General features: G+C 50.6%; 17 protein-coding genes. 6 read left to right on the forward strand and 11 right to left on the reverse strand.

Going from position 1 to position 22,156, the window contains the following annotated elements:
- Window positions 1-17: 17 nt before the first annotated feature.
- Window positions 18-716, forward strand: coding sequence for an ABC transporter ATP-binding protein (locus IEY53_RS01575; RefSeq protein ID WP_189021855.1), 699 nt, complete (start codon window positions 18-20; stop codon window positions 714-716).
- Window positions 713-3,247 (forward strand): ABC transporter permease, encoded by a 2,535-nt coding sequence (locus IEY53_RS01580; protein WP_189021856.1) that lies wholly within the window; start codon window positions 713-715, stop codon window positions 3,245-3,247. The genes IEY53_RS01575 and IEY53_RS01580 overlap by 4 nt, the downstream gene beginning before the upstream one ends.
- An 80-nt stretch (window positions 3,248-3,327) precedes the next feature.
- Here the strand turns inward: IEY53_RS01580 and IEY53_RS01585 are convergent, their stop codons facing one another.
- Genes IEY53_RS01585 through IEY53_RS01595 form a run of 3 tightly spaced genes read right to left on the reverse strand, consistent with a single transcriptional unit; the run spans window position 3,328 to window position 5,635 of the window.
- Entirely contained in the window at window positions 3,328-4,170 is an 843-nt protein-coding gene (locus tag IEY53_RS01585; RefSeq protein WP_189021857.1) for a MetQ/NlpA family ABC transporter substrate-binding protein, read from the reverse strand.
- 48 nt (window positions 4,171-4,218) lie between these two features.
- Window positions 4,219-4,881: a methionine ABC transporter permease gene (locus IEY53_RS01590; protein WP_189021858.1), complete on the reverse strand. Its 663-nt coding sequence runs from the start codon at window positions 4,879-4,881 to the stop codon at window positions 4,219-4,221.
- A complete protein-coding gene (locus IEY53_RS01595; protein ID WP_189021896.1) occupies window positions 4,874-5,635 on the reverse strand; it encodes a methionine ABC transporter ATP-binding protein in 762 nt (253 codons plus the stop codon). Before IEY53_RS01595 ends, IEY53_RS01590 begins: the two co-directional genes overlap by 8 nt.
- Before the next feature lie 222 nt (window positions 5,636-5,857).
- Here IEY53_RS01595 and IEY53_RS01600 point away from each other — a divergent pair, with 222 nt between their 5' ends.
- A complete protein-coding gene (locus IEY53_RS01600; protein ID WP_189021859.1) occupies window positions 5,858-6,625 on the forward strand; it encodes a hypothetical protein in 768 nt (255 codons plus the stop codon).
- Between the two features lie 489 nt (window positions 6,626-7,114).
- Here the strand turns inward: IEY53_RS01600 and IEY53_RS01605 are convergent, their stop codons facing one another.
- The 6 genes from IEY53_RS01605 to IEY53_RS01630 form a co-directional block, all read right to left on the reverse strand.
- The gene (locus IEY53_RS01605; protein ID WP_189021860.1) at window positions 7,115-8,500 is read right to left on the reverse strand and encodes an ADP-ribosylglycohydrolase family protein; all 1,386 of its coding nucleotides are present in this window, start codon (window positions 8,498-8,500) and stop codon (window positions 7,115-7,117) included.
- A 3-nt stretch (window positions 8,501-8,503) separates the two neighbouring features.
- On the reverse strand, window positions 8,504-9,457 hold the full coding sequence (locus IEY53_RS01610; protein WP_189021861.1) for a nucleoside hydrolase: 954 nt from the start codon (window positions 9,455-9,457) through the stop codon (window positions 8,504-8,506).
- A gap of 60 nt (window positions 9,458-9,517) precedes the next feature.
- Window positions 9,518-10,456: an ABC transporter permease gene (locus IEY53_RS01615; RefSeq protein WP_189021862.1), complete on the reverse strand. Its 939-nt coding sequence runs from the start codon at window positions 10,454-10,456 to the stop codon at window positions 9,518-9,520.
- A complete protein-coding gene (locus tag IEY53_RS01620) occupies window positions 10,453-11,499 on the reverse strand; it encodes an ABC transporter permease (protein ID WP_189021863.1) in 1,047 nt (348 codons plus the stop codon). Before IEY53_RS01620 ends, IEY53_RS01615 begins: the two co-directional genes overlap by 4 nt.
- The gene (locus IEY53_RS01625) at window positions 11,492-13,054 is read right to left on the reverse strand and encodes an ABC transporter ATP-binding protein (protein WP_189021864.1); all 1,563 of its coding nucleotides are present in this window, start codon (window positions 13,052-13,054) and stop codon (window positions 11,492-11,494) included. Before IEY53_RS01625 ends, IEY53_RS01620 begins: the two co-directional genes overlap by 8 nt.
- 95 nt (window positions 13,055-13,149) lie before the next feature.
- Window positions 13,150-14,283, reverse strand: coding sequence for a BMP family ABC transporter substrate-binding protein (locus IEY53_RS01630; RefSeq protein ID WP_189021865.1), 1,134 nt, complete (start codon window positions 14,281-14,283; stop codon window positions 13,150-13,152).
- A gap of 311 nt (window positions 14,284-14,594) precedes the next feature.
- Here IEY53_RS01630 and IEY53_RS01635 point away from each other — a divergent pair, with 311 nt between their 5' ends.
- Window positions 14,595-15,350 (forward strand): helix-turn-helix domain-containing protein, encoded by a 756-nt coding sequence (locus IEY53_RS01635; protein WP_189021866.1) that lies wholly within the window; start codon window positions 14,595-14,597, stop codon window positions 15,348-15,350.
- Window positions 15,351-15,372: 22 nt separating this feature from the next.
- Here IEY53_RS01635 and IEY53_RS01640 read toward each other — a convergent pair whose 3' ends face one another.
- Window positions 15,373-16,257: an AraC family transcriptional regulator gene (locus IEY53_RS01640; RefSeq protein ID WP_189021867.1), complete on the reverse strand. Its 885-nt coding sequence runs from the start codon at window positions 16,255-16,257 to the stop codon at window positions 15,373-15,375.
- A 130-nt stretch (window positions 16,258-16,387) separates the two neighbouring features.
- On the opposite strand from IEY53_RS01640, the gene IEY53_RS01645 reads away from it, so the two are divergent.
- A complete protein-coding gene (locus IEY53_RS01645) occupies window positions 16,388-18,364 on the forward strand; it encodes an alpha-amylase family protein (protein WP_189021868.1) in 1,977 nt (658 codons plus the stop codon).
- A 371-nt stretch (window positions 18,365-18,735) separates the two neighbouring features.
- Window positions 18,736-19,947 carry a GNAT family N-acetyltransferase gene (locus IEY53_RS01650; RefSeq protein WP_189021869.1) on the forward strand — a complete coding sequence of 404 codons (1,212 nt, stop codon included), beginning with the start codon at window positions 18,736-18,738 and terminating at the stop codon, window positions 19,945-19,947.
- A gap of 173 nt (window positions 19,948-20,120) precedes the next feature.
- Here the strand turns inward: IEY53_RS01650 and tkt are convergent, their stop codons facing one another.
- A complete protein-coding gene (tkt, locus tag IEY53_RS01655; protein ID WP_189021870.1) occupies window positions 20,121-22,142 on the reverse strand; it encodes a transketolase in 2,022 nt (673 codons plus the stop codon).
- Window positions 22,143-22,156 lie beyond the last annotated feature (14 nt).

Raw genomic sequence — 22,156 nt, forward strand, 5'->3', positions numbered from 1 at the left:
AATGGAGGAGAACCGACATGCCAATATTACAGATAGACAATTTAAAAAAATACTACGGAAAAGGTTCAACCATCGTTAAAGCCCTGGACGGCGTATCGCTGACTGTGGAAAAAGGGGAATTCGTCGCCATCGTCGGCACCAGCGGCAGCGGCAAAAGCACCCTTCTGCATATGCTTGGCGGACTGGACCGGGCCACAGAGGGCAAGGTTTACGTGGACGGGAACGATATTTTTGCGATGAGTGATGAGAAGCTGACCATTTTCCGGCGCAGATCGGTGGGGTTTGTGTTTCAGAACTACAATCTGGTCCCCATCCTGAATGTGCGGGAGAACATTGTGCTGCCTATTGAACTGGATGGAGGCAAAATCGACGAATCGTATCTTAATCTGGTCATCCGCACTTTGGGCTTGCAGGAGAAGGTGAATAATCTGCCTTCGAATCTGTCTGGTGGCCAGCAGCAGCGGGTGGCAATTGCCAGAGCTTTGGCAACCAAACCGTCAATCATACTGGCAGACGAACCTACCGGCAACCTGGACAGCAAAACCAGCCAGGAGGTGCTTTTACTGCTCAAGCAGATGAGCGAAAGATTCAACCAAACCATTGTGATGATTACACACAACGAACAAATTGCCCAGACTGCTGACCGCATTATCCGTATTGAAGATGGTATCATTGTCTCCGGTCAACCCCGCAGCTCCGGGGTGAGCCAGCCATGATCAGCACGAATAACCGTAAGACCATCGCTCATCTGGCTAAAAAAAGCCTGCAAGCCAACCGGACACGCAACTTCACTATCGTCTGTGCCATCGTGCTGACTACACTTTTGATCACCGCCGTATTTACCATGGCCCTGAGTATCAACAAATCCATGGAACGCGCGCAGATGCGGACCGTTGGCACGGATCTTCATGGAAGCTTTAAATATCTAAACCCTGCGGAACTTGAGAAGCTGCGGAGTCACCCCTCCATCAAAGAATATGCCACGGCCCTCCATACGGGTGATGTGAAAAATGAGGTATTCAAAAATACAGGGGTAGAGGTACTTTGCATCGATGAAAATTTTGCCGAACACGGATTTATCCGGTTTATTGAAGGCGGATTGCCTTCTGCCGAGGATGAAATTGTCCTGAATACCTGGGAGCTGGACATGCTTGGAGCCAAACATGAGCTCGGCCAATATGTACAACTGGACATTGATATAGGAAAAGAGGTAATCAGACAGGACTTTAAGGTCTCGGGGTACTATGAAACGGACAAAAACCTGGCCATGTCGGGACTGGCCTTTGTTTCAGAAGCTTTTACCCGGAAGCATCTTTCCGGAATTGACCCCGATCTGTCCGAGGCGAAGGGCTCTTATATCAATACATCGCAGCTTAGTGTGAGTTTCAACAACTCTTTTGACATTGAAAAAAAGCTCAAACAAGTGCTGGCCGATACAGAGCTGAAGGTGCCTTACGGTGTGAATTACGCCTACACTAACGTCTCTCTGTCCGAGAACCTCATAAATATAGTACCTTATGCAGTAGTAGTCCTCATCACCATGCTAAGCGGCTATTTGCTGATCTACAATATCTTTTATATTTCGGTCGTGCGGGATGTGAAATTTTATGGGCTGCTGAAGACGATCGGAACTACACCAAGGCAGTTAAAAAGGATTATCTCGATTCAGGCCAACTGGCTATATGCCATCTCCCTGCCCTTCGGGTTAGGCTTAGGGTATATGCTGGGCCGTCTGGTTATTCCTATGGCTTATTCCATATCAGGCAGTTCTGCGGACACTGCCTATTCTGCCAGTCCATGGATTTTCGTAGGGGCAGCAGCTTTCTCGTATATCACCGTCTGGATGGCGGCAAGCAAGCCGGGCCGGATGGCCGCGCGGATCTCGCCGGTAGAAGCCGTAAAATTCGCCGGAATCCGCAACATCGGCAAAAAGAAAGTCAAGAAATCAAGACATGGCGCCAAGCTGCATAATATGGCGTTATCCAATCTGTTCAGAAGCAAAAAAAAGCTGGTGCTGATGCTCTCTTCCCTTTCACTCAGTATCGTCTTGTTCAGTACGATCTTTACAGTCATCACTTCGTTTGACGTCAATAAATATCTGGGTACTTTTATATCCGGTGATTATGTTATTCGGAATGAAGTATTGGTCGATTATCGAACACACCGTGACGGTGACCCTTATAAAATTTCGGAGGAATTGTGCAGCACTCTCGGCAAGATTGACGGTGTAGAAACTGTGGACAAGGTCTACTACAGATATGAGCCCACTCCGTTGGATCAGGCTGCCCGGACTGTGCTGGAACCCTTCGTCGCGGGACCCAATCCTGACCCTGTTGTTTCGTCTACTTTGGCTAACGGCATCATCCCTGCCGATCTGTATGGATTGGACTCCGGTTGGTATGAGCTGGTGGACAAGGATGTGATCGAAGGCTCATTTAACAGGCAGAGGCTCGACACTGGACAATATGTGTTAATTGCAGAGGCCAGTCTGCCGGAAAATTCACCGGTAAACACCTATTATCATCCCGGAGATCAAATCACGTTTCCGGGTATAGGAAAAAGCTTTGAGGTAATGGCACTTTTAAGGCAAAATGCGGTATATGCTGCAACAACAAAGCGCTTTTCCGCAAATGGCTATAACGCCTTCCTCCCTGCTGCTGAGCTGCAGAAGGAACTGCCCAAGGGCAGCGATCCGGCCATGATCGTTTCCGCCACACTGCACGTTGATCCGGCTAAGCTCGACATGGTGGAACAAGCAGCCAAAGCACTAACTGGCTCAGCCGATGAACTGTCTTTGAAATCCAGAGAAGATTACAAAGAGGAGCTTGGAGGATTCATCCGCATTTTTCAAACGATAGGTTATGGTCTCAGCATAGTCATTGCCCTCATCGGTGTACTCAATTATGTGAACACGGTGCTCACCGGGGTTATCTCACGCAGAAATGAGTTCGCTGTGCTGGAGAGCATCGGCATGACCAAAAAACAGCTAAAACGTATGCTGATCTATGAAGGACTATACAACGTGCTTTTTACCACACTTATCACCTCAACCTTGGGGGTGCTGCTGACATACAGCATATCCAAAAGCATCACGGACGCTATAGCATTTACGGTATTCCGCATGAGCTGGCTGCCGTTCATCCTCACCGTTCCTGTGTTGTTAATCATCGCTTATACAGTGACGCTGAGAGCCTATAAAACGTTATCCCAAGCAACTATTGTAGAACGGCTGCGGGAAGCCGAGTAGTTGACCGTAACCTCACAAAAAAAGGGCCAGCCTACGCGAAACGCGCCCAGCTTGCCCTTTTTTTATTTTTTTATATCAGGTTATTTAAAAGCAGGTAACGCAATCTCCGCGTAGTTATCCTCCAGGAATTTCTTCACTTCAGGACCGCTGATCCGTTCAGCCAGCTTCTGGATGGCCGCAGAATCCTTGTTGTCTTCACGCGCCACCACGGTGATCGTGAACTCGGAATCCTCACGCTCCGTAATCAAGGCATCTTTCTTCGGAGTCAGTCCAAGCGGACTGGCATAAGCGGGAGTCATGGCTACAAGATCTCCATCATCGAGCATTCGCGCCAGCATCAGCAGATCCACTTCTTCGAACTTGTAGTTTTTGGGATTGCTGGCGATATCCGCTTGCGTGGCCTGAATGCCAACCCCTTCCTTCAGCTCGATCAATCCGGCATCAGCGAACATTTGCAGGGAACGTCCGATGTTGGAAGGGTCATTGGCCATCACCAGTGTTGCACCTTCCGGAAGCTCGGCAATATCCTTGTAGCGTTTGGAATAACCGCCATAAATAGCATCATAAACCGGTTGAACCGGCACCAGCTTCGACCCTTTGCTGGCATTGAATTGCTCCATATAAGGCACATGCTGGAAGAAATTCGCATCTACTTCTTTATTGGCCAGCGCTTCATTGGGCTGCACGTTATCGGCCAGCACCACCACTTCCAGCTCAATCCCGTCTTCTTTAAGCAGAGGTTTCACAATATCCAGAATATCCGTCATCGGCGGAATCAGGGTGGCCACTTTGAGTACAACAAGTTCTCCGCTGTTTGCTGCTGTATCGTTTGCTGTATTGTCAGCCTTTTTATTGTCCGTTCCGCAGCCTGCGACCATTAATACCATAATTAAGGTAAGTATGAGCATCATTGATTTTTTCATTAGACTATCGAGCCCCCATTGTTGTATATTCCGGTATTTCTAAGTGTTCTAACGTTTATCCAGCAGTCTTGCCAGTGTCCCGCCGGTGAACTGTACCAGCTGCACAAGCACAATCATTACGAGAATTGCGTATACCATTACCTCAGTCTCAAAACGCTGATACCCGTAGCGGATCGCGAAATCGCCCACCCCGCCGCCGCCAACAACCCCCATTACTGTCGAAAAGGAAATAAAGCTCACCGTGGAAGTCGTCAGTCCCAGCACCAGACCTGAACGGGCTTCCACATATAGAAACTTAACAACGAGCGCAAGCTTTGAAGCTCCCATCGACAGCGCGGCCTCAATGGTTCCTTTGGGTACCTCCAGCAAGGATTGCTCCACCAGGCGGGCATAATAGGCAATCGCCACAATGGACAGGGGAACTGTCGCCGCTATAGTCCCGATCGCCGTCCCCACAAGAAGGCGGGTGACCGGAATCAGGGCAACCACCAGCAGCAGGAAAGGAAACGACCGGATAATATTGACGATACTGTTCAGCACAAACGACAAGGTTCGATTCTCATAAAGCTGCCCTTTGCGGCAAAAATAAAGCAGTGTCCCGAGCGGCAATCCCAGCAGCAGCGCAGCCCCAACCGAAATCCCCACCATAATAAAGGTTTCTCCGATAGACTCCCACATTTGCGTCTGATATTTCAGCATTTCCTCAAACATAGCTATTCCCTGCTTTACCGAGAATTTGCTCCCGGTAGGATAAGCTGGCGATCTGAGGAGGACTGAACTCGCCTTCTGCCCGGGAGAAGGAATCAATGAGCCGTCCACTTTCCATCACAGACACGTGGGAGCATATACTCTTCACAACTTCCATCTCATGTGTGACCACCACAACGGTTACGCCCAGACTCTCTTTAATATGCTTCAGGACGCCCAAAATATCGGCCGTTGTCGAGGGGTCCAGCGAAGAGGTGGGTTCATCGCACAGCAGCAGCTTCGGCTCGTTCGCCAGCGCCCGGGCAATCGCGACCCGCTGCCGCTGTCCACCGCTCAGCTGGGCCGGATATTGCTCCGCCTTATCCGCAAGTCCCACAAAATCAAGACATTCCCGCATCCGCTTGAACCGCTCCCGTTTGGATACACCGGCAAGCTCCAAAGGGATGGAGACATTCCGGTGGACCGTAAGGTTACCCACCAGATTAAATTGCTGAAAAATCATCCCGATCTTCTGCCGCTCCCGGCGCAGCAGCTTGTCCGGCATACCGGTCAGCTCCCGGCCGCCCACTGTAACAGTCCCTTGATCAGGCTGCTCCAGCAGATTCATCAGCCGCAGCAGCGTCGATTTACCGGCCCCGCTGGCACCGATAATTCCGTGAATAGCTCCTGGTTCAACCTTAAGTGACACATTATCGACAGCCAGGTACCCACCATCCCTCAGCTTGTAGCTTTTGCTAACCTTGTTCAGCGCCAGGATACCGTCCTCCCCCTCTCGAATCTGCCTTTATAAAAGCCGCTTGCCGCCGGAATCTTGTACTACAAATATTACAAACCTGTTTCATTAAAAAATCTCTTTAAATAATAAGATATTTTAATGGCTGTGTCACTCTTTTTCAAAAATTAATAGATCAGACTGGAACCTTCTGCTAAACTATACAAGACAAATAAAACGTTACACCACGATATCGGAGGAAATAAAATGAAGAAAATAACACGTACGCTCCTTGCTGCAACTGCAGCAATAACCCTAACAGGAGGTTTATGGAGTGTACCTGCGGGGGCAGCGGCTCCCAACTGGAAAGCTTCCTATAAGGAATATATTAAGCAAATGATGAAATCCGATAATGGGCATCTCAACTCGCAAGATGCTGAAGTGGTCCTGATCGATCTGAACCGGGATGGCATTCCGGAGCTTATTGCCGGGGAGAGTTATCGAACGGTCAACACCGTTGTAGCAGCCGTAACCTTCCGTAACGGTAAAGTAGTAAAGCTCCAGCAATCTGGAGATGGGCAAGGCGAAGAAAGTCCGATCAACTTCAATCTTGGCATGAGCGCTTTTTCCGTAAAATCGAATAACCTTAAATTATACAAAATCAGCAAAACCGGGGAATACATATATATCGGTGAGGACGGCGGCAGCAGCGCAATCAGCTGGTCGGGAGGTGACTATGCGATTCGTATGAATGGAACGAGTCTGCTTTCCACAGAAATCAGCACCTTCAGCGGCAGTGATGATGAAGGCAACGAATATGAGAATTACAGCTTCAATAAAAAGGCCGTCTCGAAAAAGGATTATGACCGGCTGCAAAAAACTTATTATGCCAAAATGAAGGAAGTCAAAAGTGGAGCCGTGTCGGTGAGGCCGCAAGATTTATACGATTTTGAACAGGAGAAAGCCAATGTTGCCGGAATAGAGCGCTTCTTAAACAGCTTTAAGCCAATATCAACTGCCGGGCAGAAAAAATAGGAAGTAACGTTTAAATCTATACAAGTAGAACAAAAGAAATGCCTAATCAGCATAAGCGTAACTGCGCTGAATGTTTGGACTTCCGGCCGCTGTTTCCGGTACAATCTTTAGTTCATGATATATATATCAAATCCATAATCAGCGGTTGACTTGGTCCCGGCAACCACTCGAAACCGGGACCGACTGTGCAAGGAAGCTGGACTCAGGGGATCTTATTTGAGGCAACGAAGGGGGTTGTCCTTTTATACGGACACAGGTGCTCTTATTGTATGATCTCTAGCCCAAAACGAGGATCAATGGATCATTTAGCGGCTCCTCAGTCCGTTCGACCAGAAAAATGAGCTGATTTCGCGAAATAACGTTTCTCCGGTCAGTTAAGTCTGTCAACCGCTTATTTTGACGTAGAGCCTGATATATAGCCTAAAAAGCGTATAAAACCGCTTGTAAATTCAAGCAGTCTTATACGCCTCATAGTATATCCTGTTATTGTTATCCTTCTCCACGCAGCTTTAAGAACACCTGGTAGCTCCGCTCCGCGCAGGCCGAGATCGGCACCGGATCAAAGCCGATCAGGTCGGCGTAGAGCGTATCATTTAACGGCGCCGTCCACTGCTCAGGTAGAAGTGCCGCTCCAAGCTTTGCACCCATAATGGAGCCGACGGTTGCTCCATTGCAATCCGTATCCATACCTGCGTAGACGGAAGTGACCACTGCTTTTTCGAAATCATCTCCGCCATAGATCAGGGAAGCCGCCACTATGGCTGCATTATTGTTGGTGTGCACGGGGTCCAAATGGCTGAACGTATCCCAAAGCTTGCTCACCAGCTCCCGTTCGCTTCTCGCCTCCCGGGCAATTTCCATCCCGCGCTGCACATCGGCAGCCAGCCGGCTCGTCTGCGGAATCTCGCTGAGCCCGATCTGGATGATCCGCTCATTGTCGCTCTCGGCGAAAGCCGCTGCGATCATCGCCGCGTTGAACATCTCCCCATAGATCCCATTTTTCACATGGGAGAATGAAGCATCCCGCCAGCCCAGCTCCGCCGCCAGCTCCGGATGTCCGGCCACACCGTAGGCCAGCCCATCCGCACGGATGGCCGCGCCGATCCATTCACGGTACGGATTCAGGTGCATCCGCACCCGCTCCTGCCGCTGTCCCCAATCCGCCGGCTTCTCCCCATGCAGATGGGAAGTTTCCTGCGCGAAGTTCAGGTACGCCTGCGTCTCTGCCGTGCAGACCTGACTGTAGGTTAAGCGGCTGTGCCACAGCTTCCCGATATCCCAGGAATCCCAGTCCAGCCCCTTCTGCTCCAGCAGCAGCAGACCCAGCAGCGTGTAGCGAAGATCGTCATCGCTCTCCATGAAGTTAATCTTCTCACGCGTACTCGTGAAGGACCAATCACTTAGGCCCAATCCATACTCTGTCTCTGCCCGCGAATGTTCCGGGGTATAACCTTTAATCGGCCAAGCATCGGCACCCCGGAACCACAGCTCAATGTTCTCCCAGCCGGGACGGCCGTCTTTGCCATAGAGATAGTCCCAATATTCCAGCGGCTTGCCTAACGCGCAGCCTACGCTGCGTCCCAGCCAGGCCCCGTAGAACTTGTCCCGCCACTGTGTTTCGCTCCATGACGGCTGCAGCTTGCGCGGCCCCTCCGGGCGCAGACTGCGGATGTCCGCAAGCCCGGACGGCTCCTGATAAGGGAAATCGTCTGCTACCGTAAGCTCCATCAGCTCTTGGTAGACCAACATCAGCTGTACCTCGTCATCACCCGCAGCCGCCAGCTTATCCGCGAACCCGTCCGTGCGGCAGCCTTCTTCACCTCGCTGGATCATCTCCAGCCGTACGGTTTCCTGAAGTCTTTCCCAGCCTGCCATCGATTAGTCCCCTTGAACCGGGAGCTGTTCCCGGTCGAGCCGTTCCAGTGCATCGAACAGCAGCTTCATGAACGCTTCACGGTCGACACCCAGCAGCACTTCCGTATTCGCAGGATGATCCGGTTTCTTTCTCCGGTCAGCCACGGTCATTCCCCGCGTCAGCTTGCCTTCAGTCTCCACGGTAACGTATAACTGTTCCGATTCAAACAGTTCGGGGTGCAGCAGCCACATAATCGCGCAGGGATCATGCAGCGCACTGCCGACATAGCCCATTTTTTTACCATAGATGGAATAGAAATCAAGCAGCTCGCCAACCATGACCGAGACGGGGCCACGCTGCTTCAGCTCCAGAATCTCCTCTTCAAAAATAGCCGCCTTGTCTGTCACATCCAAACCGCTCATGACAATGGGAATACCGGATTCAAATACAATGCGGGCCGCTTCCGGGTCCACATAGATATTGAACTCAGCGGTTGTGGTCACATTGCCGTACGCCAATCCGCCGCCCATCAGTGAAATCTTCTCAATTTTGTCCTTTACCTCCGGATAGGCCGTAAGCAGCAAGGCGATATTGGTTAGCGGTGCCGTCGGCACAAGCGTAATCTTCTCTTCAGAAGCCCGGATCAATTCAAGCATGAACTCGACGGCGCCCTGCTCCACAGGCTTAAATTTGCTTGGCGGCAGTAGCGGCCCGTCCATACCGGATTCCCCGTGTGCTACTTCACCCGTAACCAGCTTGCCAAGCAGCGGCGCGGCCGCTCCTTTGGCTACCGGAATATCCGCATTCACGAAACTGAGCACCTTCAGTGCGTTGTCCGTAATTTTATCGAGAATCTGGTTGCCTCCAACCGTTGTAATTCCCCGGATCTCCAGCTGCTCAGGATGTGCAAGCGCCAGAAGGATGGCAATCGCGTCATCATGCCCCGGATCACAATCAATAATGATAGGTGTAGCCATAGTTGTCTCGCTCCTCCATGTGTATATCTATCCATTGCGGTCCCCTGTACTCTGTAAAGTCTATTTTGTCAGCGGAGCTTTAAGTTTTCTGTTCTTTTTCCTGGTCTCGGATACGGCGTAAATAATCAGTCCGATGACCGTTGCTACATATGGCAGCGTGGCAATCAGCTCCGCAGGAATCTTCAGAACCTGCAGCGCGTTGGAGAGCGCATCCGCCGCACCGAACAGCAGCGAAGTCAACGCCGTACCTACGGTCGTGCTTCGGCCCATCGATTCAGCCGCAATGGCAATCCAGCCCCGTCCGGCGATCATATCGCGGGTGAACAACGACAGGTAACCCATCGACATATAGGCCCCGCCAAGACTGGCAAAAAATCCGCTCAGCAGCAGCGCGGTATATTGGATTTTGACCACACTTACCCCTACGGACTGGGCCGCATGCGGATTCTCCCCCACCGAACGAATGCGCAATCCGAGCGGCGTACGGTTCAGCAGATAGTACACCACAAACACGGCCAGGATCGAGAGATAGGTTAGAATATGATGTCCCGACAGAATCGGGCCCAGCACGGGGATGTCTTTCAGAAGCGGAATGTCCACACTGGGCAGCACTTTGCTGGCCAAAGATGTGGAGGACCCCTTGTCTCCGCTAAGCAGATAGAGAATAAAAACCGTACCTCCGGAAGCGAACATATTAATCGCCACACCGCCGAGAATAATATGCGTCTTGAACTTCAAGGTGAAAAAAGCCAAGATTCCGGCGATTAATGTCCCGGACAACACTGCCCCCAGCAACCCTACCCATGCGCTTTGTGTAGAAGCACTCACGATTACCCCGGCCAAAGCCGAAACAAGCATGATGCCTTCCATCCCGATATTAATGATGCCTGCCCGATTGGAGATCAGTGCACCCAGCGCCGCGAACAGAATGGGTGTCGTCACCCGGAGCAGTGAAAACGCAAAGTCCGTTGTGAAAATGACATTCAACAAACTGTTCATGCGTTTTTCGCCTCCTTCAGCAGCATCCGGTTCTTCCAGAACTTCAGGAACTGCTCAGCCGAGATCAGCAGAATAATAACCGCCTGGATAATCGAGATCATCTCGGAAGGCACATCGGACAGCCGGGCCATCAGGTCGGCACCTATGCGGATATACGCCAGGAACAAAGCGGATGCGATAACGGACAGCGGGTTATTTTTGGCCAGCATAGCTACTAAGGCCCCATCCAGCCCGTACCCCGGCAGCGAGGTCCATTGGAAACGGTTATACATCCCCAGCACCTCAACCGAACCGCCCATCCCGGCAATAAACCCGGCAATCAGGTGAACCAGAATTATTACTTTGGCTGTCTTCATACCCGAGTAGCGGGCAAACTCCCGGTTTACCCCGGTCATGCGCAGCTCATAACCCCATTTGGTTTTGTAGAGGAACAAGTGGGCTGCCACGATCAGCACCAGAACGATAATCAATCCCGTATGAATACGTGTGCCTTGAAAAATCTTGCTAAGCTGTGCCGTCTTCTCGAACTTATAAGAGACATTGGCAAACGCCTTGGCGTCGCGTAAATGATAGTTAAGCAGATAGAGTCCGATCCCGAACAATATATTATTGAACATTAAGGATGTGACAAGCTCATTGGCATTCCATTTGGCCTTCAGTATACCGGGTATGGCTGACAAAAGTGCGCCCACAATAGAGCCTGCCAGAATGGCTACTACAGGATGCAGAGATCCGCTCAGGGTTAGATGAATGGCCAATACCGAAGTGACTACTCCGGAGAAATAAAAGATCCCTTCTGCACCCAGGTTGAACATGTTCGCCCGGAACAGCAGCGATACGGCCAGGCCTGTGAACATCAGCGGGATGGCCATTTCAATCACATTCCCGATATGTGCTTTGGAGTTAAGCGGCTCCAGCAGAAAGATGCCAATCGTCTTCACCGGATGATCGCTCACCAGTGAGATGATCAGGAAAGCAATGGCCAAAGCGATGAGAATGACCGCCGTCGTCCGGATAATTTCGAAATATTTTACTTTAAACATGGTTTATGGCCCTCCCGGTTTGCCTTTCGTCCTGCCGGTTGATGCCCAGCATGTAAAGACCCAGCTCCTCTTCGCTGACTTTGGAAGGCTCCTCAAAGTAGGCAACGATTTGCCCCTCATACATGACAAGCAAAGTGTCACTGATCTCCAGAATTTCGTTCAAATCCGCCGAGACAAGCAAAACAGCACAATTCTCCGAACGCAGCTCCAGCAGCTTCTGGTGAATGAACTGGGCTGCGCCGATATCCACGCCCCGGGTGGGCTGCTCGGCAATCAGCAGCTGTGGTCCTGTAGAGCATTCACGGGCCACCACCACCTTCTGCATATTGCCTCCGGAGAGCATCCCAATCGGCTGCGCCGGACCGGAACAACGTACCCTGAATTCCTCTACCAGCGAAGCGGCCAGGCTGGCAATCCGTGAGCCGTTCAGAAACACACCTTTGTTCATATCTTTGGAGCGGTAGCGTGTAGAGATCAGATTATCGGAAATGCTGGCCTCTCCCGCAGACCCTTGACGCATCCGGTCTTCGGGAATATAGGAAACCCCCAGCTTGCGGATCCCCAGAATATCCGCTTCCCGGATATCCGTACCGTTCACCTGTACCGTCCCGCTGCTGGAGACGCCGTGCAGGCCGCCGGTCAGAGCTTCAATCAGTTGAGTCTGCCCGTTGCCCTCGACTCCGGCGATCCCTACAATCTGGCCTTGCCGTACCGAAAAGCTGATCTTCGACAGCAGCGCTTTGCCTTGCGGATCATTCACTTCAAGCTGATCCACCGTGAGCACCGGTTTGCCGTAAGCCATCTGGTCCTTGTCATATTTAAGAACAACATCCCGGCCTACCATCAGACGCGAGATTTCCTGCTCACTTACATCTCTCGTCTCGAAGACACCCTCGCTGCCTCCGCCGCGCATAATGGTAATCCGGTCGCAAATGGCTTTGACTTCTTTTAATTTGTGCGAGATAAAGACGATGGTATGTCCTTGCTCCCTAAGCTGCTTCAGCTCGCGGAACAACTCTTCCGTTTCCTGTGGAGTCAGCACAGCCGTAGGCTCGTCCAGGATCAGGATTTTCGCCCCGCGCAGCAACGCTTTGAGGATCTCCACCTTCTGCTTCATGCCGACTGTAAGGTCCTCGACTTTAGCCTTGGGATTAACGGCCAGATTGTATTTCCGCGCCGTTTCTTCAGTCATGCGCACAGCTTCGGCATAATTAATGCCTACCCCTTTGCGGGGTTCCATGCCCAGCACCATATTCTCTGCAACTGTAAAAGAAGGAACCAGCATGAAATGCTGATGGACCATGCCGATCCCCCGGTCAATGGCGTCCTGGGGCGATTGCAGCTTCACTTTTTCACCTTTGATCACTATCTCTCCGTCACTGGGCTCTTCCATGCCGAACATGATCTTCATCAGCGTCGATTTTCCGGCACCGTTCTCTCCGGCAATCGCATGAATCTCGCCTTCACGCAAAGAAAAATGAACGTCTTTATTTGCAACGACGCCATTGGGGTACACTTTGGTAATCCCCCGCATTTCCAGCAGAGCGGTTTGCATCAGTCTTCAGCGCCTTTCACTTGGAGGTCTGCAACAACAGACAGTTGGAATCCGTTCCCTGAAGATGGACCCCAACTGTAGTTGTATTTGTTCAATTAAGGCTTAACAGCATTACGGATCGCTTCTACTTCCGAGGTCTCCATGCCCATTGCATTATCAACAGTAACTTCTTTATTAATCAGCTTTTGCTTCACTTCTTCTACCTTGGCTTGCAGATCGGCAGGGAACACATCTTTGTAGATATCATTTTCCGCAATACCCACACCTTCTTCTACAAAACCAAGCACATCACGTTTGCCCATTTCAAGTGTGCCGTCCTGGATTTTGGTGACCGCCCCCAGAATTGCACTGTCGATCTTCTTGATGGCCGAAGTGACGATCAGGTTTGCTTTTTCAGGATCGGTATCCTTAAGCAGTGCAGCCTGGTCGGAATCGACGCCGATGGCATATTGAGTTTTTTCCTTCGCGGCATCAAAGATCCCAAGTCCGGTTCCGCCGGCAACGTTAAAAATAACATCCACGCCAGAGTTGTATTGAATCAGCGATAATTCTTTGCCTTTGGCCGGGTTCACGAAGTCGCCTGCATAAGAAACAGCCACCTTTACATCCGGATCAACATATTGGGCACCCTGAATGTATCCTACAAGAAAGGCGTTGATCCCAGGGATGTCCATACCGCCTACAAAGCCGATTACATTCTCAGGATTCGCATTAGGCATGTCCGATTTTGTTGCCAACGCCGCTACGGCACCCGCAAGAAAAGAGACTTCATTCGTCGAGTAGGACATGTTGTACATATTGGCCGGGGCTTCTTCAATATCGGTATCGTAGTTGATGAACTTTTTGTCCGGATTGGCTTCAGCCGTTGCATTGAACATCTCGGTAATTTCCGATCCGCCGGAGATAATAACATCCCATTCTTCAGCGGCAATATCGTTAAAAGTAGGCTCCCACTTCGTTTTGTCGGTGCCCATCTCTACAACTTTTGTCTCTGCTCCCAGTTCCGCTTTCACCTTCTGGAGACCGTTGTTGGCTGCATCGAAAAAGGATTTGTCGCCAAGGGTCCCGGGAATCAGCAATACGACCTTCAGCTTGCCTTCGGCACTTCCCTCTTCTGCAGTGTTTGTTCCGCTGTTCGTGCCGGTGCTGTTATTGGATGAATTGCTCCCACATGCGGTTACCAGTACCATTACTGCCACTAACAACAAAACCAGAACATTCTTTTTCATTTCCCTGTCACACCCCTGTTTGTAGTTGGTCAATCCTGAGACAATTGCATGATTTACGCCAGGTATCCGAACGGCCTCCAAAGAAAACAAAATGATAAGGCCTATGAAATTTACAGCTTTTCTTTCAAAAACGTACATTTTCATGTTACATTTGCTTGAAAACCGGTCAATTTCCGAACGAGATGGCCAGTCAGGTTGTTAATCTTCCGGTTAATTGATAAGATCATAACAAATATCACTGCAAAAAATTATATACTTTCGGTCATATTTTTGTACGATTTGGCTAAAAGATAAAATGATGGAGGGTCATCATGGATCGTGTTCTATATATTGTAAGTGCAGCGCATGAGCCTAATACTTATATTCCGCCGCATCAGCATGAATGCTACGAGTTAGTGTACTATATTCATGCCCTGGGCTCATCCAATGTGGGCGCGCGGAACTATCATTTTCGCTCCTCATCCTTTGCTTTGATTCCGCCAAACTTCAAGCATGACGAGAAGCATACACCGGGAGCGGAGCTGCTATTCGTGGGGTTTATTTGCGATCACCCGAACCTGAGTGCACTCTCGGGTGTCTACGAGGACGACAAGGAACAAACGGTGCTGCAGATTCTGCTGCGGATGAAAGCTGAATTCTCCCGCAAGCAAGACGGCTTCACTGAGCTGATGAACCTGCAGATGAGCGAAATCATCGTTCATCTCCTGCGGTTGCTGGGAGCGGGACATTCCCCCTCGCCTTCAGAAGACCGGGTTCAGTATGTTCTGAACTATATGGATGAGCACTACCGGAATAAATTGTCCGTCAAGACCCTGTCCGATATGTCCGGGTACAGCTATGACCGCTTCCGGCATATCTTCAAGGAACGGTTCGGCCTTTCCCCACTCCGTTATCTTCTGCTGAAACGACTGGATTATGCCAAGTCACTGCTGCGGCACACTCAAATGCCGATCTCCGAAATCTCGGCTAACGCCGGCTTTGTGAATGATGCCCAGTTCTGCAACATGTTCAAACGCGAGATTGGTCAGACCCCGCGCACGTTTCGGGTCAGCAACAAAACCAAATAAACCTGTTCGAGTCCACCCTTATTTATAAGGTACTTCCCCCGGTCTGCTGCCTTCTGCGGTACGCTCCCGGTGTCATGCCCAGCTTGGCGGAGAACTGCCGCGTCATATAATTGAAATCGGGAATGCCGATGGCCTCGGCTATTTCGGGGATGGACAGCTGTGTATGGCTCAACAGCTTCTTTGCTTCTTCCAGCCGCAGGTGCAGCACGTACTGCAGCGGGGTGGTTCCGGTATGCTTTTTCATGCAGCGTGTGATGTAATCGAACTGGAAATGCAGTGCCCTCTCCATCCCCGCCGAGTCAAAGGGCTCCCGCCAATGCTGATTCAAATAGTTCACCGCCGCCTGGTTCAGCCGGGCGGATGGCGCCAGCAGCAGATTTCGCGAGCATTCCTCCTGCAGCGCCGTGAACAGCCGGGTGAGCAGCAAGTGCAGCCGGATTGCATTCCCTCCGCACAGGTGATTATGCACCTCGTTCAATTCATCCAGAATAGGCGCAAGCAGCTGCAGCTCCACCTGGGCAAATTTCGGAAGATACAGATGCTGAAGCGGAGTCGGAGCCTGGTCCTCCACGGTTCCCTTCGAAATCAGGGAAGACCAGGGAATGGCTTCCTGCTCCATAAGCTCCGTTTGCTGTCCATGTACGAAATGCACCCAATAAATCTCCGTTTCCTCCTCACAAGGAAGATGCCCGTAATGCGGCAACCCGGCTTCCAGCAGCAGCATCATCCCCGCCCTGACAGCGTAGGCCGTGCCACTTTCCGTCATATACAACGTTCCCCGCTTGACCAGCAGCAGGTCATATACGCCGAAAGTCCGCTGAAAATGCTGGTTCCCCGGTTGCCAGACCGCATGTCCCACCATTACAAATTGCGGCAGCGGCGGGATCGTGAATTCCAGACATAACATCCTTGTCCCTCCCTGTGATAAGTCGATTCTGTGCTATTTGAGGTCTATATTAGCACTATTCCCTCACCTGAAAAAGCGTTACATTTACTGGGAGCTTATTTCATACCATTAGCATAGGGGCTGTTCATTTATGCGTTTTCGTCAGGTTCATCTGGATTTCCATACCTCCGGGGCAATCCCGGAAATCGGGCGCCAGTTCTCAAAAGAGCAGTTTCAGGCCATGCTGCGCTTAGGACATGTCGATTCGATCACCGTCTTCTCCAAATGCCATCATGGCTGGGCCTACCATCCCAGCGAGGCCAATAAGCAGCATCCGGGTCTTGATTTCGACCTGCTGGGGGCGATGATCGGGGCCGCTCATGAGATCGACGTCAAAACCCCGGTCTATCTCTCGGCAGGACTGGACGAACGGCTGGCCCGGCAACATCCGGAATGGCTGATCCGCAGCGCCGAGGACCAGACCCGCTGGGTCAAAGGCTTTATGGAGCCCGGTTATCATGAATTCTGCTTCAACACACCATTCCTCGATATTTTGCTGGCACAGATCACGGAAGTCGTTACCCGTTATGATGCCGACGGTATCTTTCTCGATATTGTCGGTGCACGCAAATGTTATTGCCATCACTGTGTCGACACACTGCTGCAGGCGGGAGAAGACCCGCGCAATGAACAACAGGTGCTTGCACTCGGCGAGCGGACCTATCTGGAATATACCCGCCGGGTGATGGAGACAGTCCATGCCATCAAGCCTGGACTTCCCATCTTCCACAATGCCGGACACCAGACCCGGGGACGCCGCGATCTGGTGACAGTCAACACCCACCTCGAGCTGGAATCCCTGCCCACCGGCGGCTGGGGCTACGATCATTTCCCGCTGTCTGCGCGTTATGTCCAGTCACTCGGGCTGGAGTACCTTGGGATGACCGGCAAATTCCATACCTCCTGGGGCGAGTTCGGCGGCTATAAGCATCCGAATGCCCTGCGTTTTGAGGCGGCTCTAAGTCTGGCCCACGGAGCCAAATGCTCCATCGGCGATCAATTGCATCCGCGCGGTCTAATGGATGAAGCCACCTACAGCCTGATCGGCTTTGCCTATGCGGAGGTGGAAGCCAAGGAAGCCTGGTGCAGCGGGGTGGCCAATGTAGCCGATATCGCTGTTCTGTCGCTGGAAGCGGTGCTGGAGCAGGCGCCCGGCCGGCTGGGCGGACCACAGAACCGCAACAATCCAGCTGATATCGGTGTTGTGCGGATGCTGAATGAGAGCCATTATTTATATGATGTGGTCGATGCATCCGCAAACTTTGCTGCTTATAAAGTGCTGCTGCTGCCCGACGGCATTATGCTCTGGCCGGAGCTGGCAGCCAAGATCGGGAAGTTCATGGAACAAGGCGGCAAAGTACTGGCCACCGGACGGTCCGGGCTGACGCTGAACGGAGACGGCTTCGCGCTGGACTTGGGCGTAACCTGGCTGGGCCGGAACGAATACAAGCCGAACTACTTCCGCCCTGACTTTACACCCGGCGCTCTGCTGCCGGCGTCCTTCGTAATGTATTCCGAAGGGCAGATGGTAAAGCTTACAGCCTCCGGCCGGGTGCTGGGCCAACAAGAGAATCCTTATTTTAACCGCGATGTGTTCACCTTCTGCTCCCACCTGCATACGCCAAGCGACCAACATCCTGCCGGGCCGGGTATGGTTGCTACTGACAGCAGCATCTATATCGCCTGGAATGTGTTCAGCGATTATGCCGACAACGGCCATCTGATTCTCAAGGAGATGGTGAAGCATGCACTTGGCCTGCTTTTGCCGGAAGCCACACTGCAGACAGACCTGCCTGCACAGGGGATAGCCACCCTGCAGCATCAGCAGGCCGGGAACCGCTATGTGAATCATCTGCTCTACGCAAATCCGGTTAAAAAAGGCCGCGTGGAGGTCATCGAGGATATCGTCCCGCTTTATGACATTCAGGTTACCTTGCGTCTGCCTACAGTGCCTACCCGTGTCTACCTCGCTCCGCAGCAGACCGGCCTTGCCTTCAGCGTTGTCGACCATGTGCTTACGTACAGGGTCCCTTCTCTGGAGAACCATCAGATGGTGGTCATCGAGTAACGGCTTCTGTTATCGTAGAAACCGCCCTAAACACAGCAGAGCAGCGATTCTTCCGTTACCCGGAGAATCGCTGCTCTGCTGTGTGTGGTCATTCGCGGCTTGCTTTAACAATCGGCATTCAACAAAGGAAGCGCTAGAATAGTTGGAGAACTTCCCTTTACTAATTATTAATTTGCCCACTATGCGCGTGAGAACACACTAGCATCTGCCGATGAACATGAAATAAATAATTTTCCACGCCATAGTCCTTCCATCCTTAAAGTACACAAAAACCCGATATCCATTACTGGTATGAATATTAAGCAAATAAGTCGGAAGGATAATAAAATGAATTTGAGCGGTACACATTAATTCAAAATAAGGAGAACGGAATGAGTCGAAAAAAACTGTTCAAAATGCAAAAGGTCGATGTGACGCATCTGGAGCAGTACAACCAACTGCTGCGATATGTTTTCCAAGTAACCAATAATGATCTCCATAAGATCGGATGGGAAGAACGAGACATGGTTCACGCCAAGTCTCCTGTTCTGGAGCAGGCAGATGTTCTGGGATGGTTTTACGGGGATAAACTGGTGTCTCAAGTGGCGGTTTACCCCTTTCAGGTCAGGATATTCAATCGTACCTATGACATGGGAGGGCTTACCGGCGTCGGTACCTTCCCGGAATATTCAAGTCAAGGCTTGATGCACAAGTTACTGTATCAGTCATTGGCGAATATGCGGGAGAAAAAGCAGTCGATTTCCTATTTGTATCCCTATTCCATTCCCTACTACCGCAAAAAGGGCTGGGAGATTATCTCCGATAAAATAGTCTTTGAAGTGAACGATTATCAGTTAACTAAAAACAAGCAGGTCTCTGGAGAGGTGGAACGGGTCGATATCAAAAGCGATGATGTAAAAGAAGTCTATGAGCGTTTTTCCCTCCAAACCCACGGCGCAATGCTGCGAGGGGATTTGGCCTGGAATGAATACTGGCGGTGGGATTCAGATGACCTGACAGCCGCTGTTTATTACAATGATGATAGGCAACCAGATGGTTATATCCTTTACTGGATAGAAGACGAAGTCTTCCATATCAAGGACATGATATTCGTCAATGAAGAAGCCCGCAGCGGACTATGGAATTTTATCAGCGCACACTTTTCCATGATTTCAAAGGTCGTAGGCAATATCCACACGGATGAGCCGCTGGCATTTTTATTGGAGGACGCAGATATCAAAGAAACCATATCCCCCTATTACATGGCTCGGATTGTGGATTTGGAACAGTTTATTGCTCAATATCCCTTTAAGCCGAATTCAGGAGAGCGAGAATGGACTTTTACACTGGATGATCCGCTGCTTTCATGGAACCAGGGAACCTTTACCTTGCGAATTCACCCTAATGGAAAAGGCGAGGTTTTCCCCACGACAGAACGCAGCAGCGCAAGGATCAATATCCAGACCATGACAACAATGCTGCTGGGGTACAAGAGGCCGGATTATCTTCATAAGATTGGGCGGATTACATGCAGCCCGACAACGTTGGATATGCTGGAGGATGCGATTGAACAGCAGACACCCTATTTCTCGGATTATTTTTAAGTTGAAAATCTTATCTTGCGATCTTGCTATTCAAAATAATGGAATAGACTGTTGCACATGTTCAATAGTCTCAAATCTCCCCACATTGCCTGTACAAACTAAAACCAGCGCGTCCCGCTTGAACATCGGTAGCGCGCTCAGTTAGTAATTCTGAATAAAGCTCTGGCGTTCTATTAATCCATGGATTGCTCCATGGAGGCATGTACCTCGTTCGCTAACGCAACGACTTTGTCCACAGTAAATCCGTAAGCCGCTACGACTTCACTTCCTTTACCGGACGCACCGAAGCGGTCAATAGCCAGCATTTTTCCGTCAAGTCCGATATATCTTTCCCAACCGAAGCTTGCCCCCATTTCAACGCCAACGCGGGCACGTACTGCTTTTGGCAGGACACTTTCTTTGTAAGCTTCATCCTGTTTATCGAAAGCTGAGGTATTCGGCAGACTTACGACCGAAGTAGAAATTCCATCATTTTCTAAAATATTCTGCGCTTTAATAGCCAGTTCTACCTCTGAACCGCTTGCAATCAGTATTAAATCAGGTATATTCGTTGATGCAGGGGATAATACGTACCCGCCTCGTTTAACGCCTTCCGGTGCTTTTTCTAAACTGCCTTTAAGAATGGGCAAAGCCTGGCGTGTTAGAACAAGTACTGTCGGAGTCGAAGAAGATGTCATCGCCACATGCCAAGCAGCGGTCACTTCATTACCATCAGCAGGACGGATCACATTTAAATTCGGCATAGCCCGTAGGCCAGCCAGTTGTTCGACCGGTTCATGAGTGGGTCCGTCTTCTCCTACGATGATTGAATCATGAGTCAAGATATAAATAACTGGCAGCTGTTGCAAAGCCGCTAACCGGATGGCTGCTTTTAAATAATCCGAGAAGACAAAGAACGTTCCTCCATAAATCCTTAACCCGCCATGCAGCGCAATACCGTTCATTTCCGCTCCCATCGCAAACTCGCGAACTCCAAACCAAATGTTGCGGGCCGCCGGGTCTGATTTTGAAAACCGCCCATCTCCGGCAATCAATGTCTTATTCGAGCTTGCAAGATCGGCTGATCCTCCAAATAAATAGGGAACCTGCTGTGCAAGCAAATTCAGAATGTCACTGCTCGTATCCCGGCCCGCCTTACTGGAGCTGGCTTCATAATTCTCCAATAGTTTGTACCATTCGTCCGGCAACACATGCCGATGACTGTCTTTAAACTGTTTAGCCAATTCTGGATAATTGTGTTCATAGTCGGCCATTAACACCTGCCAGTCAGCTTCGGCTTTGGCACCCCTGTCTGCTACTTTTCCACGGAAGTGTGCGTAGACCTCATCCGGTACAGTGAAGGCAGGGAGTGCCCATTGATAGCTTAATTTTGCTGCTGCCGAACCAGCTTCTCCTAGTGGAGAACCGTGGACTTTATGAGTTCCGGCATGTGGTGAACCAAAACCGATTACCGTCTTCACTTCAATAATAGTTGGCTCAGTGTGGTTCTCTCGCGCCAATTCTATCGCAGCCGTTATTTCTGCCAAATCATTTCCGTCTGTTACCAAAAGATGCTGCCAGCCGCTGGCCTCAAATCGCTGCTTAATATTCTCCGAGAACGAAAGACTCAATTCTCCATCCAATGAAATATCATTGGAATCGTACAGCATAATCAGCTTATCCAATTGCTCATGACCTGCATGTGAAATAGCTTCATTAGCCACCCCTTCCATTAGATCACCATCTCCGCACAGACAATACGTATAATGATCAACGACCGGGAACGAATCTTTATTATATAAACCCGCTAAATGCCTCTCTGCTAGTGCCATACCCACAGCCATCGCGACCCCTTGCCCAAGAGGGCCTGTGGTTGCTTCCACCCCATCTGTGTGTCCGACTTCAGGATGTCCCGGTGTCCGTGAGCCAAATTGGCGAAATTGCTGCAAATCTTCTAGTGTCACATCAAAACCTGATAAATGTAGCAAACTATACAGCAGCATAGATCCATGACCTGCCGATAAAACAAACCGATCACGATTCTCCCATTGCGGGTTACCAGGATTTACAAGCAGGGCTTGCGACCATAGTGCATAAGCCATAGGTGCTGCGCCTAAAGGCAATCCGGGATGACCAGAGTTTGCCTTATCAATTGCATCCAGTGATAGGGTCCGTATGGCTGTTACCGCTTGAATATCCAGTGCATTAAATTCCATGTTGTAGTTCCTCA

Source organism: Paenibacillus albidus (assembly GCF_014644435.1).
Lineage (GTDB): Bacteria > Bacillota > Bacilli > Paenibacillales > Paenibacillaceae > Paenibacillus_AQ > Paenibacillus_AQ albidus.